Consider the following 14,282-nt stretch of genomic DNA (forward strand, 5'->3'; position numbering starts at 1 on the left):
GGGTTTTCAATGCCCTCCTCATGATCGCGCGTCTGGAGGCGGGGAGTGCCAGCGAGATCATGGGCCGGTTCGATCTCGGCCTCGTCGCTCAGGAGGTCGGCGAACTCTACGAGGCCCTGGCCTCCGAGCGGGGGATGGGCCTGGTCATGGAGGCTCCGGAAGGCCTCCCGCTCTGCGGCAATCGCGAACTCGTGGGCCAGGCCCTTGCTAACCTCATCGACAACGCGGTGAAATACGGCGGATCGGCGGGGATGGTTCACGTGAAAGCCGAGCCGCGCGGATCGAGCGTCGCGGTCATCGTGTCGGACAATGGTCCGGGCATTCCCGAGGAGGCGCGCGGGCGGGTGCTCGGGCGCTTCGTCCGGCTCGAGGAGGCACGGTCCAGGCCCGGTTTCGGGCTCGGCCTCAGCCTCGTCAACGCCGTGGTGCGCCTTCATCAGGGCACACTCGCGCTGGAAGACAATCGACCGGGGCTGCGTGTCGTCATGACCCTCCCGGCCGAGCCGGAGAGGGACAGCGTGTGACCAGTGAAGCGCCCTTGACCCAGCGCCTGACGAGGGCGCCCGTCCTGACCGATCCCGAACGTGCGGCGGTTCGGCTGAAGGATGTCGCGATGCGGCTCGGTCGCATCGACGACGCGACGCGGGCGCTTCTCCTCGGGCTTGCCGACCATTCTCCCTTCCTGTGGCAACGCGCGGCGCGCGAGCCCGAACGCCTCGCGGCGATGCTCGATCGCGCACCCGAGGCCGTGAGCGCCGATCTCATCGCCCGGCAGAGATCGGCCGCCCGGTCCGAGACGGGTGAGGTGCGCGACCTCGATGCCGTCGCTGCGGAACTCCGTCGCAACCGCGCGGACCATGCACTTCTGGTGGCGTTGGCCGATATTGGCGGAGCCTGGCCTCTGGCGACGGTGACCCGTGCGCTCTCCGATTTCGCGGATGCATCGGTTCATGCGGCGGCCGATGCACTCCTGCTGCAGGCAGTCCAAGCCGGGCGGCTTCAACCGCGCGATGCCGCAGACCCTCAGGTCGGTTCGGGCCTCGTCATCCTCGGACTCGGTAAACTCGGAGCCGGGGAACTCAATTATTCCAGCGACATCGACCTCGTCGTGTTTTTCGATCCCGACATCGCGCAGTTGAAAGATGGTGTCGCCGCGACACCGTTCTTTTCCAAGCTCGCGCAGGGCATCGCCAAGCTGCTGCAGGAGCGCACCGCCGACGGATACGTTCATCGGGTCGATTATCGTCTCCGCCCCGATCCTGGATCGACGCCGACGGCGATCTCTCTGAATTCGGCCTATGTCTATTACGAGAATCTCGGTCAGAACTGGGAGCGCGCCGCCTACATCAAAGCACGGGCCATCGCGGGAGACATCCCCGTCGGCGAGCAATTCCTCGCGGGATTGCGACCATTCATCTGGCGCAAATATTTCGACTTCGCGTCCATCGCCGATGTCCATGCGATGAAGCGACAGATCCATGCGGTACGCGGGCACGACACGATCGCCGTGGCCGGTCACGACATCAAGCTCGGGCGCGGCGGCATCCGTGAGATCGAGTTCTTCGTCCAGACCCAGCAGCTGGTTTTCGGCGGACGACGACCGGACCTGCGCGGCCGGCGCACCATCGCGATGCTGAGCGCCCTCACCGAGGAGGGCTGGATCGACGACACCGCACGCGACGAACTCGGGCGTGCTTACGATTTCCTGCGCACCATCGAGCATCGCCTGCAGATGGTGAACGACGAGCAGACTCAGCGCCTGCCGACGGAGGCGGAAGACATCGAGGGCTTCGCCCGTTTCGCCGGGTTTGCCGACGCCAAGGCTTTCGAGACGGAACTCCTGCACCATGCCCGCCGGGTGCAGGCGCATTACGCATTGCTGTTCGAGGCCGAGCCGGATCTGTCCTCCTCGGTTGGAGATCTGGTCTTCAGTGGCTCGGACGACGATCCGGCAACGCTCGCCACCCTGCGCAAGCTCGGTTTTGCCGATCCAGAACGCGTGGCCGAGACGGTGCGCGGGTGGCACTTCGGTCGGCGTCCGGCCGTCCGTACGGCGCGAGCCCGCGAAGTCCTCACCGAACTCGTGCCGGCATTGCTGCAGGCCCTCGGCGGAACGCCGAACCCGGATGTGGCGCTCGATACCCTCGACCGGGCCTTCGCGCGAATGCCGGCGGCAGTGGAACTCCTCACCATCCTGCGCTCGAACGACCGGCTGCGCCTGCTCTTCGCAGACCTGTTGGGGAGCGCGCCGCGCCTTGCCGAAACCGTCGCCTTCAGCCCCCACGTCCTCGACACGGTGATCGACCCGGCCTTCGTCGTGCCGACCGTCGATGCGGAAGACCTGGCCGCTCAGTATCGTGGGCTGGTCGGAAAACCGGCGGCCTATGAGGACTTCCTCGACCGCAGCCGGGACGCGGCGCGGCAATTGCGCTTCGTCACTGGGGCGAGACTTCTCACCGGCATCCTGTCGCCGCAGGCCGCCGGACAGGCCTATGCCGGCATCGCCGATGCCGTGATCGAGGCGAGCCTCGAAGCGGTGGCGCGCCAGTTCTTCGAGGAACATGGCGCCGTGCCCGGCGGGCGCTGGGTGGTGCTCGGGCTCGGTCGGCTCGGTACCTGCCAGATGACCGCGGAATCCGACATCGACCTCGTCGTCCTCTACGATTTCGATGCGGAGAACCGGATGAGTCTCGGGCCGAAGCCCATCGATGCGGTGAGGGCCTATAACCGGCTCACCCAGCGACTGGTCGCGGCATTGACGGCGCTCACCCGGCGCGGAGGACTCTACGAGGTCGACCTGCGCCTTCGGCCGGGCGGCGGGCAGGGCCCGGTGGCAGTGCAGCTCCGCAGTTTCCTGCCCTATCAGCAGGACGAGGCCGATCTGTGGGAGCATATGGCGCTCACCCGCGCCCGTGTGGTCGCCGGGGACCGGGGCCTCGGTGACGCGGTGATGGAGCAGGTTCGCACCATCGTCGGGCTGAAGCGCGAGAGTGGCGTGGTGTATCGCGCGGTCCGCGAGATGCGCGAGGTCGTCGCCGGCGAGAAGGGGTTCTCGGGGCCGCTCGATCTCAAGCTGGCGCCGGGCGGCCTGCTCGATCTCGATTTCCTGGCTCAGGCGCTGACCTTGGCCCATGCCGACCGTCATCCCAGCCTCATCGGCCTCGATGCCGTGTCCGTCTTCAGCGAGGCCGCCGATCATGCCGTGCTGCCTGTCGACGAGGCGCGTCGGCTCGGGGAAGCCTACCGTATCTTCGACGATGCCTTGCACTGGCAGCGCCTGATGGGAGAGGCGGAATCGAGAGAAGGCGCGTCGGTGGCGCTCACGCGCCTCGCCATCGCCATGGGTTTACCGAATGCGGCGACCCTGGCGGCGGAGCTCGATGAGCGGCGCGAGGAAGTCCGCGCGCTGTTCGAGCGCCTGCTCGGCTGAACCCTACAGGATCACAGAAGCCCGCGTGCCTTGGCCAAAGCCACGAGGTCGTGTTGCGGGCGGGCGCCGATATGCTGGATGACCTCGGCGGCCGCCAGCGCACCGAGGCGGGCGCTCGTCACGTTGTCGAGGCCGCGGGCATGGCCGGCGAGGAAACCTGCCGCGAACAGGTCACCGGCACCGGTCGTGTCCAGCACCTCGCTCACCGGAGCCGCTTCGACGGAACGGATCTCGCCGCCCTTCACCACCAGGGCGCCATCGGCCGAGCGAGTGACGAGGCCGAGGAGGTGCATGCCGCGCAGGTTGCGCTCGTCGCGCAGGGCCTTGATCGCGGCCTCGTCGTCCTCCGTCTCGTAGAGACTCTTGAGCTCGCCGATATTGGCGAACAGGATGTCGATGCTGCCGTCGCGGATCAGGCCGAGAAACTCCTCGCGGTAGCGGCCGACGCAGAACGCGTCCGAAAGGGTGAGCGCGACCGCGTTGCCGGCGTTGTGAGCGATCTTGGCCGCCTTGCGGAAGGCGTCCTTGGCCGCCGGCGGATCCCAGAGGTAGCCTTCCAGATAGACCGTGCGGGCGCTCGCCACCGTGGCCTCGTCGAGGTCGGCCGGTGACAGGCCCTGGCAGGCACCGAGATAGGTGTTCATGGTGCGCTCGCCGTCCGGCGTCACCAGGATGAAGCAGCGCGCGGTGGCCGGACCATCCGATGCGGCCGGGACGGTGAAGGAGACGCCTGTCGCCTTGAGATCGTGGGCGAAGAGGCCGCCGAGTTCGTCGTCGCGGACCTTGCCGATGAAGCCGGTCTTCGCACCGAGCAGTGCCGCGCCGACCGCCGTGTTGGCGCCCGAGCCGCCCGAGACGATGGTCGCCGGCCCCATCACCGAGAACAGGCTCTCGGCCCGCTCCTCGTCGATCAGCTGCATGGCACCCTTGGTGACGCCCTGTTCGGTGAGGAACCCCTCATCCGTCCGCGCGATCAGATCGACGATGGCGTTGCCGAGGACGAGAAGGTCGAGGGGTGCGGTCATCGGGCATCCTGTCTGGCGCTGGCGATGTTTCAGGCTGTGGCATCGCACCCGGATAGGGTCAAGCGAGCGAGGGTGTCACGGGTCCGCGAAGGCATCCGCAACCGTGAGGGGCAGGAAAGCTCCCGAGGTCGATGTCGATCGACGAGGTCGGTCGCCCTCCTACTGCAGCGCCTTGACCTCGCATTGCGCGTAGTCGCCGCTCGCCTTCACGTAGGCGTTCAGGGCCTTCACGTAGGCCTCCGCCAGGGGGCGGTAGTGGGCGATCTGGGCGTTGTAGGCCTTGACCGCATCGTTGAACGTGTAGGCCTCCCAGCCGGGGCAGCCACCTTTGGCATCGAGGCAAGCCGGCTTGACGGGAGGCGGAGGCTTGGTCGGTCGCGTCGCCGGATCGGGGGGCACGGCCTTCGCGCATTCCGCCCATCCGGACGACGGCAGGAGGGCCGCGAGACCGAGAACCGCTCCGAGAAGCCTGCCGCGCATCGATCCCACTCCTCGCACCTGCCGGAGCGTCGAGCTTGTGCGCGAGGTGGGACGGAGCCGCAAGCTCTCAGCCCGCCGGCACGGCCTCCCGGTCCGGCCGGAGGGGCGCCGGCTTGGTCTTCGCGCCCCGGTCCATCGCGAGGCGCGCAGCGTTGATCAGAGGCAGGGCGATGCCGGTGATCAGCACCCACCAGGCCGGGCGCAGGCCATCGTAGAATTCGAGATTGGCTCCGAGCACGGCACTGGCCGGCACGCCGCTCTTCAGCCCGTACCAGGCGGCTTCCACCAGGGCGGTCACGAGGGCCGCGGCGATGGCGAGGCCGAACAAGGTGACGGGGTTCATCGGAAGGCGGTAGCGCTGCATGGCTCGCCATCCCATCAGGACGAGGAACAGGCCGGTCCAGTAGACCGGCGCCGACACGTCGATCTTGGCCTGAAGGAAGTAGTGGAACAGGCCGAGCGCGGCGATGACGTAGACGGTCTTGTGCAGGCGTGGCCACGCCTTGCCGAGGCGACGGATCATCCCATCCGTCGAGGTGACGCCGAGCACGGCGAGGCCGACGAGGGCGACGAAGCCGATGGTGAGGTAGAACCGCGAGACGATCTCGGACACCACCTTCGACAGGATGAAGTTCTGGTCGACGATGTAGAGACCGAGGTGGATGAGGCCGTAGGCGAGCACGGTGAGGCCGAGCATGCGCCGCACCAGGATCAGCTTCGGATAATTCGCGATCCGCCGCAGCGGCGTCACCGCCAGCGACAGCAGCAGGAAGCGCACGGCCCATTCGCCCGTGCTGTGGGTGAGGGCGGTGATCGGCTTCGGCCCGAGCGCATCGAAACCGTAAGCCACGGCCAGCCAGATACCGGGCGCCAGCGCGAACAGGAACGTCGCGAGCTTCAGGGCCGAGACGCGGCCGGCGCGGTCGCGCCAGGGAGCGGAGAGTGCGGGTGTGGCGGGCATGATTGTCCGGGAAGGAATTTTAGGGAGGAAGCCTATCGGCAACAGATAGGTAGACGAGCGAGGGATGCAGGGTATGCGCCCACACGATCGCGCGAGACGACGATGCTCCATTCGTCGCCCCGGTGGCGCAGGTTACGCATCCCCCGTGCCGCAGCGGCGCATCGCCGGGGCCTCCCGCCGCCATGCCCGGATGTGATAAAGCCCGCGACGCCCGACCCTCCGCCGCAAAGCGTCTCCATGCCATCAGCCGCCCCGACCGACTCGATCGATGCCCTGAGCGCCGAAGAGGCCCGGGCCGAGCACGCCGCGCTCTCCGAACAGATCGCGGAGGCCGACCGGCTCTATCATGGCGAGGATGCGCCCGAGATCTCGGACGCGGAATACGATGCCCTGCGTCGCCGCCTGGAGACGATCGAGACCCGCTTTCCGGACCTCGCCGGCACCGGTCAGGCGAGCGCTTCGGTCGGTGCCAAGCCATCGGAAAAGTTCGCCAAGGTCCGTCACGCCGTCCCGATGTTGTCGCTCGGCAATGCCTTCGCGGACGAGGAGGTGCACGACTTCGTGGCGCGGGTCCGCCGCTTCCTCAACTGGCCCGATGACCAGCCGCTCGCCTTCACCGCCGAACCGAAGATCGACGGGCTGTCGCTCTCCCTGCGCTATGTCGGCGGCAAGCTTCACACGGCGGCCACGCGCGGTGATGGCGAAGTCGGCGAAGACGTCACCGCCAATGCCCGCACCGTCTCGGGCATTCCGCAGATTCTATCCGGCACAGAAGTCCCTCCCATCTGTGAGGTGCGCGGCGAGGTCTATCTCTCGCATGCGGATTTCGCCGCCATCAACGCGCGTCAGGAGGCGGCGGGCAAGGCGTTGTTCGCCAACCCGCGCAACGCGGCGGCCGGGTCGCTGCGCCAGCTCGATTCCAAGATCACCGCCTCGCGCCCGCTCAAATTCTTCGCCTATGCCTGGGGCGAAATGGCGGAAATGCCGGAGACGACCCAGCACGGGATGATCGCGGCCTTCGCCGGTTGGGGCTTCGCCGTGAACGACCGCACGGTCCTGTGCCGGGATGCGGAGGCGATGCTGGCGCAGTATCGCGCCATCGAAGAGGCTCGGTCCGGCCTCGGCTACGATATCGACGGCATCGTCTACAAGGTCGACGATCTCGGCCTGCAGCGCCGCCTCGGGTTCGTCTCGCGCAGCCCGCGTTGGGCCATGGCGCACAAATTCGCCGCGCAGAAGGCCTTCACGATCCTCGAAGCCATCGAGATCAATGTCGGCCGGACCGGGTCGCTCAACCCACTGGCGCGGCTGAAGCCGGTGACGGTGGGCGGTGTCGTCGTCTCGAACGCGACCCTCCACAACGAAGGCTACGTCCAGGGCGTCGGCGGCGACGGTGAGCCGATCCGAGAGGGTCGCGATATCCGCGTCGGCGACACGGTCATCGTCCAGCGCGCCGGCGACGTCATCCCGAAGGTGATGGATGTCGATCTCGCAAGACGACCGGCGGATTCGAGGCCCTATGTCTTCCCGGATGTCTGTCCCGCCTGCGGCAGCCGCGCCGTCCGCGAGGTCAACCCGCGCACCGGGCAGCGCGACGCAGTGCGTCGCTGCACCGGCGGGCTGATCTGCCCGGCGCAGGGACTGGAGCGCCTGAAGCATTTCGTCTCGCGCAACGCCTTCGATCTCGAAGGCTTCGGCCAGACCTATATCGAGGTGCTGTTCGAGGCTCGCCTCATCCAACAGCCCGCCGATCTGTTCCGCCTCGATTTCGAGCCGCTGAAGGCGGCCATCGTCGCGCGTCGGGAGGCACTCTCGGCCGAGCGCCGCGCCGAAGGCGAGCCGCCGCCGAAGAAGGCGAAGAAGAAGGGCGACGACGAGGACAAGGCGATCAAGAACCTGCTGGCCTCCATTGAGGAGCGCCGCACCCTGCCGCTCAACCGTTTCCTGTTCGCGCTCGGCATCCGCCATATCGGCGAATCCACCGCCAAGGCCCTGTCCAAGCGCTTCCCGGACATGCCGAGCCTGATGCAGGCGCTCGATGCTGCCGCTACGGCTCAGGCCGGGCCCGATTGGCTCGAACTCTCGGCCGTGCCCCGGGTCGGCCCGACGACGCGGGACAGGCTGCTCGAATCCGGCGTCTCCGGCGAGGTGGACGAGGGGGAAGTCGCGACCGGTCGTCGCCCGACGACGGCGCAGAAGGCGAACCTGATCGCCCATTACGGCGACGAGGCAGCGGTCGAAGCGGCCATCGCCCGTGCCCGCGAGCAGCGCCCCGGCGACGCCTACCGCCACTTCGCCGACGATGGCGAGATCGGCCCGGTGGCGACGGATTCGCTCATCGCCTTCTTCGCCGAGCCGCATAACGCGGATGCGGTTCGTGCGCTGCTCGCGGAGGTGAAGACCGAACCGATGGCGGCGGCCGCCACCGCGACGGCCTTCGCCGGCAAGACCGTGGTCTTCACGGGCTCGCTGGAGCGCATGACCCGGAGCGAGGCCAAGGCTACGGCTGAGCGTCTCGGAGCCAAGGTCTCCGGCTCGGTCTCGGCCAAGACCGACCTCGTCGTCGCCGGGCCCGGCGCGGGCTCCAAGCTGAAGGATGCCGAGAAGCATCGGGTGAAGGTGGTGAGCGAGGAGGAATGGCTCACCCTGGTGGAGACGGCGTGACGACCCTCGCCATCGATTTCGAGACGGCCAACGAGCGGCGCGACAGTGCCTGCGCGGTGGGGTTGGCCTGGATCGAGAACGGGGCGGTGGTCCGGCGCGAAGCCCGGTTGATCCGGCCGCGCGAGTTGCGGTTCTCGCCCGGCAATATCCGGGTCCACGGCATCCTGCCGGCGGACGTCCGGAACCAGCCGGAATTTCCCGAGGTGATTGCGGAGTTCCTGCCCGATCTCTCGTCCGGGCTCGTCCTCGCCCACAATGCCGGCTTCGACATGGGCGTGCTGCGGGCCTCGCTCCATGCCTACGGAATGACGGTGCCGGCCTTCTCCTCGCTCTGTACCCTGCAGATCGCCCGGAAGGTGTTTCCCGCTCCCGAAGGATGCGGCCTCGGCAAGGTCGCGGCCCGGCTGGGTATCCGCTTCGAGCACCACGATGCGGGTGAGGACGCCTATGCCTGCGCCGAGATCGCGCTGGCCGCCGCAAGGCAGCATGGCACCCACGACATCGCCGCCCTGGCCAGGGCGATCCACCTGCCGGTCACGCGGGTGCCGGCCGGATACGTGGAGCGGGAATCGAGACCCTTCGAAGCGCCCTGGGCCAAGGCGACGGCGATGCGTTTCTCGGTGAGGGGAAGCCGCGGCAATCTCTATGCGGTGACCCTGGAGGACCGTGCGGGTGGTCTGCGCCTGTGCTGCACCTGCATGGCGGGGCGCTACGGCGTCCCTTGCCGCCACGCCAAGGCGCTTCTCGTCGGTGACATCACCGACCTGGTCGCGGGCGACCACGCGGACGTGGTCGCCCTCAGCCGGCTCTTCGACGAGGCGGCAAAGCCCCGTCTTCGAGAGACCGAACCGTTCAGATCACCTTGAGCAGGGCGTCGACACCGGAGATCTCGGTCTTGGCCGGGGATTCCTCGACATTGAGGACGCGCACGACGCCGTCATCCACCAGCATGGAATAGCGCTTCGAACGCGGGCCCAGGCCGAAGCCGGCGCCGTCCATGTCGAGGCCGATGGCCTTGGCGAATTCGGCATTGCCGTCGGCGAGGAACTCGATCGTCTCGGCGCCGCTGGCCTTCTGCCACGCTTCGAGGACGAACACGTCGTTGACCGCGGTCACGGCCACGGCATCGACGCCGCGCGCCTTGATCTCTTCCTGCTTCTCGACGAAGCCCGGAAGATGATTGCGATGGCAGCTCGGCGTGAACGCGCCGGGCACGCCCACCAGCACGATGCGGCGTCCCTTGAAGATGTCGTCGGTGGTCTTCGCCTCGGGTCCCCCGGCGCCGTTCACGCGAAAAGTCACCTGGGGAAGGTGGTCGCCAACCTGGATCGTCATCCGTCGTCGTCTCCTCGATCGCCGCGGCCCTCGCCCATCGGGACGGTCGAGGCTCCGCGATCGCCTGATGTGGATCTCGCGCAGCCGGGTTCGACAGGGCGCGCCCGGCACCGGAAAACCGTCTAACCCGAGGGTCATAGCCTGTCGAGGAGCGCAGAGGTCGTGCCCACCGGCAAAGACGACGCGTCCTTCCGCCATTCCCTCATTCGCGCATTCCCGGCTGGACAAGCGAAGTGGCGCGGCTAGCATGATGCGATGCGACAAAATCCGGCTTCCGCCTATCTCGACGGCCAGTTTCTGGTGGCGATGCCCGGCCTCACGGACGAGCGTTTCGCGAAGTCGGTGATCTATCTCTGTGCCCATTCGGCGGATGGAGCGATGGGGATCATCCTCAACAAACCCGCCAGCGACCTGAACATGCCGGACCTCCTGGTCCAGCTCGACATCGCCAGCGAGGAAGACGCCATCCGCCTGCGCGAGCAGGTCGGGCACATCCCCGTGCTGATGGGCGGCCCGGTCGATGCCAAGCGCGGCTTCGTGCTCCACACCGACGATTTTCACATCGACCAGTCGACGCTCATCATCGACGACGGGATCTGCCTCACCGCCACCGTGGAGATCCTGCGCGCCATCGCGAGCGGGGCAGGGCCGGCGAGTGCCGTACTCGCCCTCGGCTATGCCGGCTGGCAAGCGGGACAGCTCGAGAACGAGATCCTCGCCAATGGCTGGCTCAACTGCCCGGCCGATCCGGAAGTGATCTTCAACAATGCGCTCGACACGAAGTACGAGCGTACCCTTCGCAGCAACGGCATCGATCCGGCGATGCTGTCCTTCAGCGCCGGGCGAGCCTGAAAAGCGCCAATTCGGAAAGCCTCATTCGGCGAGCGGTGACCCATCGCCGTCCGGGTTCATTCCGTCAACCGATGGTTTCGGCTTGCGCGGCCGGGGCGTCGTGCTCGCGGTCGGCGTCGTCGTGTTGGCGCCGAGCCGCGTCGCCAAGGCGAGGGCGCGAGCTTCGGTGAAACGCGCGTTGCAGAAGCCGTGGGCGCCCTCGCGGGCGTAGGTGCGGCAGGTCTGCTCGCGGTCGGAGGAGAAGGCCGCCTGTTCGGTGACGATGGTACGCACATCCTGTCCGCGGGCGCGCTGGGTCATCACCTTGTAATTGTCGCGCACCGCCTTGTCGGCCACGCCTCGCCCGGTGTCGAACTCAGCCGAGCGGGGGATCAGCGTCGCCGCCGCAGGTCCCCACAGTCCGCTCGGGTTGGTGGCGCAATCGGCCGCTGCGAAGCTGCAGACGCGGCTGCCGCTCAGCGGTGTGACCAGGACGCTCCCCTCCAACACCTCGAACCGAAGCGGGCATTCGCCGCCCTTGACGTCGTAGCGCGTCACGCCCTCGGGGCGCCCCTCGGACGACAAGGAGATCGGGCTGCCGCCGGAGAGCGGAACCTTGCAGGTCTCGCTCGGCTGAGAAATCTTCGTGCCCGGCAGCGTGATCCGCGCCGTCGCGGCGGTGCCGGCCTTGTCGATCTTGAGGCTGCCGGTCAGCCCGTTCAGCATCAGTTCCTGACCGAGGATGTTGTCTTCGGCCGGTGTCTTGAGCACGACGGGACGCAGCGGGGCGGGTGCGGGTTTCGGAACCTCGGCCGCCGGATCTCCCGGCGCGCCGGGCGGAAGGAGCGTGCCCGGCTGAGGTGCGCCGGCCGGGGGCACGCCGCGTGGCGGTGCCGGCGGCTTGGCGGCCTTGCCGATGCCGAACAACTCCTCGAAGAAGTTCTGTGCGACGGCTTCGGTCACCGGGACGGCGACGAGCGGCAGCAGGAGGAGGGCGGGGAGCAGGCGGACGGCTCGGAACGGACGCATCAAGTCTTTCATGCCTCTGGAACCTGCATCATCCGGCCGTGACGGACCTTGGTGCGGCGGGCTCTCGTTGTCTGCATCAGCTTTGTCGAAACCGAGTTCCATTTCTTGGCCGATACGCGAAGGGCTCGACCCCTTCCAGTCCCGGACCGGGCCCGGAAACCGGTCTTCCATCGTGAAACCTAGCATGTGATCGATGGCGCGGACGTGGCGTCCCTGCAACAAATTTGAGGTCCATGCCGCCTCAGGCCGATAGTTTCAGGTGCAAACGTCCTGATCGGCAAAGGAGATAGGTCCGGCGCGCCGGTTCGGGGCGCTTTGCCTTGCGGCTCCGCATCACCCTTCTTATATCCGGCGGGACGCGGGATTAAGACCTGGATTGGCGCGTTTCACGCGCTCTGGCTGGTTCGAATTCCGCTCTCACAATCTTTCGTTCTTCACCGCCATGGGCCGGGCCGCTTCGGGGCTCGGCGGTCTGCTTGACCAAATGACATGAGAGGGATCCCACCATGGGTAAAGTAATCGGCATCGATCTGGGCACCACCAATTCCTGCGTGGCCGTCATGGAAGGCACGCAGCCCAAGGTCATCGAAAACGCGGAAGGCGCGCGCACCACGCCGTCCATCGTCGCTTTCCTCGACGACGGCGAGCGTCTCGTCGGCCAGCCGGCCAAGCGCCAGGCGGTCACCAACCCGGAACACACGTTCTTCGCCATCAAGCGTCTCGTGGGCCGCACCTACGACGACCCGATGACGCAGAAGGACAAGGGCCTCGTCCCCTACAACATCGTGCGCGGCGACAACGGCGACGCCTGGGTCGAGGCCGACGGCAAGAAGTACTCGCCCTCGCAGATTTCCGCCTTCACGCTCCAGAAGATGAAGGAGACCGCTGAGGCGCATCTCGGCCAGCCGGTGACGCAGGCCGTCATCACCGTGCCCGCCTATTTCAACGACGCTCAGCGCCAGGCCACCAAGGATGCCGGTAAGATCGCCGGTCTCGAAGTGCTGCGCATCATCAACGAGCCGACCGCGGCTGCGCTCGCCTACGGCCTCGACAAGAAGAAGGCCGGCACCATCGCGGTCTACGACCTCGGCGGCGGCACCTTCGACGTGTCGATCCTCGAGATCGGCGACGGCGTGTTCGAGGTGAAGTCGACCAACGGCGACACCTTCCTCGGCGGTGAGGATTTCGACAACCGCGTCGTCGAGTACCTGACCTCCGAGTTCAAGAAGGAGCAGGGCATCGATCTGACCAAGGACAAGCTCGCCCTCCAGCGCCTCAAGGAGGCCGCCGAGAAGGCGAAGATCGAGTTGTCCTCGGCGACGCAGACCGAGATCAACCTGCCCTACATCACGGCCGACGCCACCGGCCCGAAGCACCTCGCGCTGAAGCTCAGCCGCGCCAAGTTCGAGAGCCTGGTGGACGATCTCGTCCAGCGGACGATCGAGCCCTGCCGCAAGGCGCTCAAGGATGCCGGCGTCTCGGCCTCCGAGATCGATGAGGTCGTGCTCGTCGGCGGCATGATCCGCATGCCGAAGATCCAGGAAGTCGTGAAGTCGTTCTTCGGCAAGGAGCCCCATAAGGGGGTCAACCCGGACGAGGTCGTGGCCATCGGTGCGGCGGTCCAGGCCGGCGTTCTTCAGGGCGACGTCAAGGACGTGCTGCTCCTCGACGTGACCCCCCTGTCGCTCGGCATCGAGACCCTGGGCGGAGTCTTCACCCGCCTGATCGACCGCAACACCACGATCCCGACGAAGAAGTCGCAGACCTTCTCGACGGCCGAGGACAACCAGAACGCGGTCACCATCCGGGTCTTCCAGGGTGAGCGCGAGATGGCGGCCGACAACAAGATGCTCGGCCAGTTCGACCTGATGGGCATCCCGCCGGCCCCGCGCGGCATGCCGCAGATCGAGGTGACCTTCGACATCGACGCCAACGGCATCGTCAACGTGACGGCAAAGGACAAGGCGACGAACAAGGAGCACCAGATCCGCATCCAGGCCTCGGGCGGCCTCTCGGATGCCGATATCGACCGGATGGTGAAGGACGCCGAGGCCAATGCCGAGGCGGACAAGAAGCGCCGCGAGGTCGTCGAGGTGAAGAACCAGGGCGAGAGCTTGGTCCATGCCACCGAGAAGTCGGTGAAGGAGTATGGCGACAAGGTTTCGGCCGACGACAAGGCCGCGATCGAGACCGCCATGACAGCCCTTCGCACGGCGCTCGAAGGTGACGATGCCGAGGTCATCAAGTCCCGCACCACGGACCTGATGCAGGCTTCGATGAAGCTCGGCGAGGCGATGTATGCCGCGAGCCAGACGCCCGAAGGCGGGGCGGACGGTACCGATGGGCACGAGCCCAAGAAAGACGATGTCATCGACGCCGACTTCCAGGAAGTCGATGACAAGGACCAGAAGAAGCGGGCATAAGACGCGCGCTGCATGCGGGGCCGGAGCGATCCGGCCCCGTAGCATGTCTGGTAACGGCGACGACGGCGTGATCCCGACCAGATCGGTGCGATCCGCCTAGGACT

At 67.2% G+C, this 14,282-nt stretch carries 11 protein-coding genes (1 of these 11 only partly in view); 6 read left to right on the plus strand and 5 right to left on the minus strand.

The features are described 5' to 3' along the window. Both A3OK_RS0100265 and A3OK_RS0100270 read left to right on the plus strand, forming a co-directional pair. Positions 1-524, plus strand: partial view of a HAMP domain-containing sensor histidine kinase gene (locus tag A3OK_RS0100265; RefSeq protein ID WP_019902929.1) — the final stretch only. 886 nt of this gene lie to the left of the window's left edge; 524 of the gene's 1,410 nt are visible here — the last part of the coding sequence; its start codon lies off the left edge, out of view; the stop codon is at positions 522-524. Then, complete coding sequence (locus A3OK_RS0100270; protein ID WP_026596781.1) at positions 521-3,430, plus strand: bifunctional [glutamine synthetase] adenylyltransferase/[glutamine synthetase]-adenylyl-L-tyrosine phosphorylase; 2,910 nt, start codon at positions 521-523, stop codon at positions 3,428-3,430. Before A3OK_RS0100265 ends, A3OK_RS0100270 begins: the two co-directional genes overlap by 4 nt. Positions 3,431-3,441: 11 nt before the next feature. On the opposite strand, the gene A3OK_RS0100275 is transcribed toward A3OK_RS0100270, so the two are convergent. The 3 genes from A3OK_RS0100275 to A3OK_RS0100285 form a co-directional block, all read right to left on the minus strand. Further along, on the minus strand, positions 3,442-4,455 hold the full coding sequence (locus A3OK_RS0100275; protein WP_019902931.1) for an adenosine kinase: 1,014 nt from the start codon (positions 4,453-4,455) through the stop codon (positions 3,442-3,444). A 159-nt stretch (positions 4,456-4,614) separates the two neighbouring features. Next, entirely contained in the window at positions 4,615-4,935 is a 321-nt protein-coding gene (locus A3OK_RS0100280) for a hypothetical protein (RefSeq protein ID WP_019902932.1), read from the minus strand. A 67-nt stretch (positions 4,936-5,002) separates the two neighbouring features. Next, the gene (locus tag A3OK_RS0100285; RefSeq protein WP_019902933.1) at positions 5,003-5,896 is read right to left on the minus strand and encodes a protein-methionine-sulfoxide reductase heme-binding subunit MsrQ; all 894 of its coding nucleotides are present in this window, start codon (positions 5,894-5,896) and stop codon (positions 5,003-5,005) included. A 237-nt stretch (positions 5,897-6,133) separates the two neighbouring features. Here A3OK_RS0100285 and ligA point away from each other — a divergent pair, with 237 nt between their 5' ends. Together ligA and A3OK_RS0100295 are read left to right on the plus strand one after the other, a co-directional pair. Then, positions 6,134-8,560: an NAD-dependent DNA ligase LigA gene (gene ligA, locus A3OK_RS0100290; protein ID WP_019902934.1), complete on the plus strand. Its 2,427-nt coding sequence runs from the start codon at positions 6,134-6,136 to the stop codon at positions 8,558-8,560. Next, positions 8,557-9,426 carry a 3'-5' exonuclease gene (locus tag A3OK_RS0100295; protein WP_019902935.1) on the plus strand — a complete coding sequence of 290 codons (870 nt, stop codon included), beginning with the start codon at positions 8,557-8,559 and terminating at the stop codon, positions 9,424-9,426. Before ligA ends, A3OK_RS0100295 begins: the two co-directional genes overlap by 4 nt. Here the strand turns inward: A3OK_RS0100295 and A3OK_RS0100300 are convergent. Further along, a complete protein-coding gene (locus A3OK_RS0100300) occupies positions 9,413-9,895 on the minus strand; it encodes a peroxiredoxin (RefSeq protein ID WP_019902936.1) in 483 nt (160 codons plus the stop codon). The genes A3OK_RS0100295 and A3OK_RS0100300 overlap by 14 nt on opposite strands. 255 nt (positions 9,896-10,150) lie before the next feature. Here A3OK_RS0100300 and A3OK_RS0100305 point away from each other — a divergent pair, with 255 nt between their 5' ends. Then, a complete protein-coding gene (locus tag A3OK_RS0100305) occupies positions 10,151-10,747 on the plus strand; it encodes a YqgE/AlgH family protein (protein WP_019902937.1) in 597 nt (198 codons plus the stop codon). A 21-nt stretch (positions 10,748-10,768) separates the two neighbouring features. Here A3OK_RS0100305 and A3OK_RS0100310 read toward each other — a convergent pair whose 3' ends face one another. After that, complete coding sequence (locus A3OK_RS0100310) at positions 10,769-11,755, minus strand: hypothetical protein (RefSeq protein ID WP_019902938.1); 987 nt, start codon at positions 11,753-11,755, stop codon at positions 10,769-10,771. A 506-nt stretch (positions 11,756-12,261) separates the two neighbouring features. Here A3OK_RS0100310 and dnaK point away from each other — a divergent pair. Beyond that, positions 12,262-14,178, plus strand: a complete 1,917-nt coding sequence (gene dnaK / locus A3OK_RS0100315) for a molecular chaperone DnaK (protein WP_019902939.1) — start codon at positions 12,262-12,264, stop codon at positions 14,176-14,178. The last annotated feature ends 104 nt before the right edge of the window (positions 14,179-14,282 follow it).

It is taken from the genome of Methylobacterium sp. 77 (assembly GCF_000372825.1).
Taxonomy (GTDB): domain Bacteria; phylum Pseudomonadota; class Alphaproteobacteria; order Rhizobiales; family Beijerinckiaceae; genus Methylobacterium.